The organism is Psychrobacter sp. TB20-MNA-CIBAN-0197 (assembly GCF_040309765.1).
GTDB lineage: Bacteria > Pseudomonadota > Gammaproteobacteria > Pseudomonadales > Moraxellaceae > Psychrobacter > Psychrobacter submarinus.
This window is the reverse complement of sequence record NZ_JBEOPC010000877.1, coordinates 1-259: the sequence shown is the minus strand read 5'-3', so window position 1 is coordinate 259 and position 259 is coordinate 1. Positions and strand designations below refer to the sequence as shown.

The following is a 259-nucleotide window of genomic DNA, read 5'->3' as shown; positions in this document are numbered from 1 at the left end:
CCCGACATGCGGCCGTCGGTGACCAGCGCGACGTGAAAGCCCTGATCCTGCAACACGCCGAGCAGCGGCGTCAAACGGTGCAGCTCGGGCATGCCGTTGGCGCGCGCGCCCTGGAAGCGCACCACCGCGACGAAATCGCGCTTCAACTCGCCGCGATCGAACGCTTCCTGCACGGCTTCCTGCGAGTCGAACACGATCGCGGGCGCCGTCACCTTGCGGTGCTCGGGCGCGACCGCCGAAATCTTGATCACGCCGCGAC

At 68.3% G+C, this 259-nt stretch carries 1 pseudogene; it reads right to left on the bottom strand.

The annotated features are described in order from the left end of the window. Positions 1-259 (bottom strand): annotated as a pseudogene (locus tag AAEY83_RS16370) (dihydroxy-acid dehydratase domain-containing protein); the annotation flags it as partial.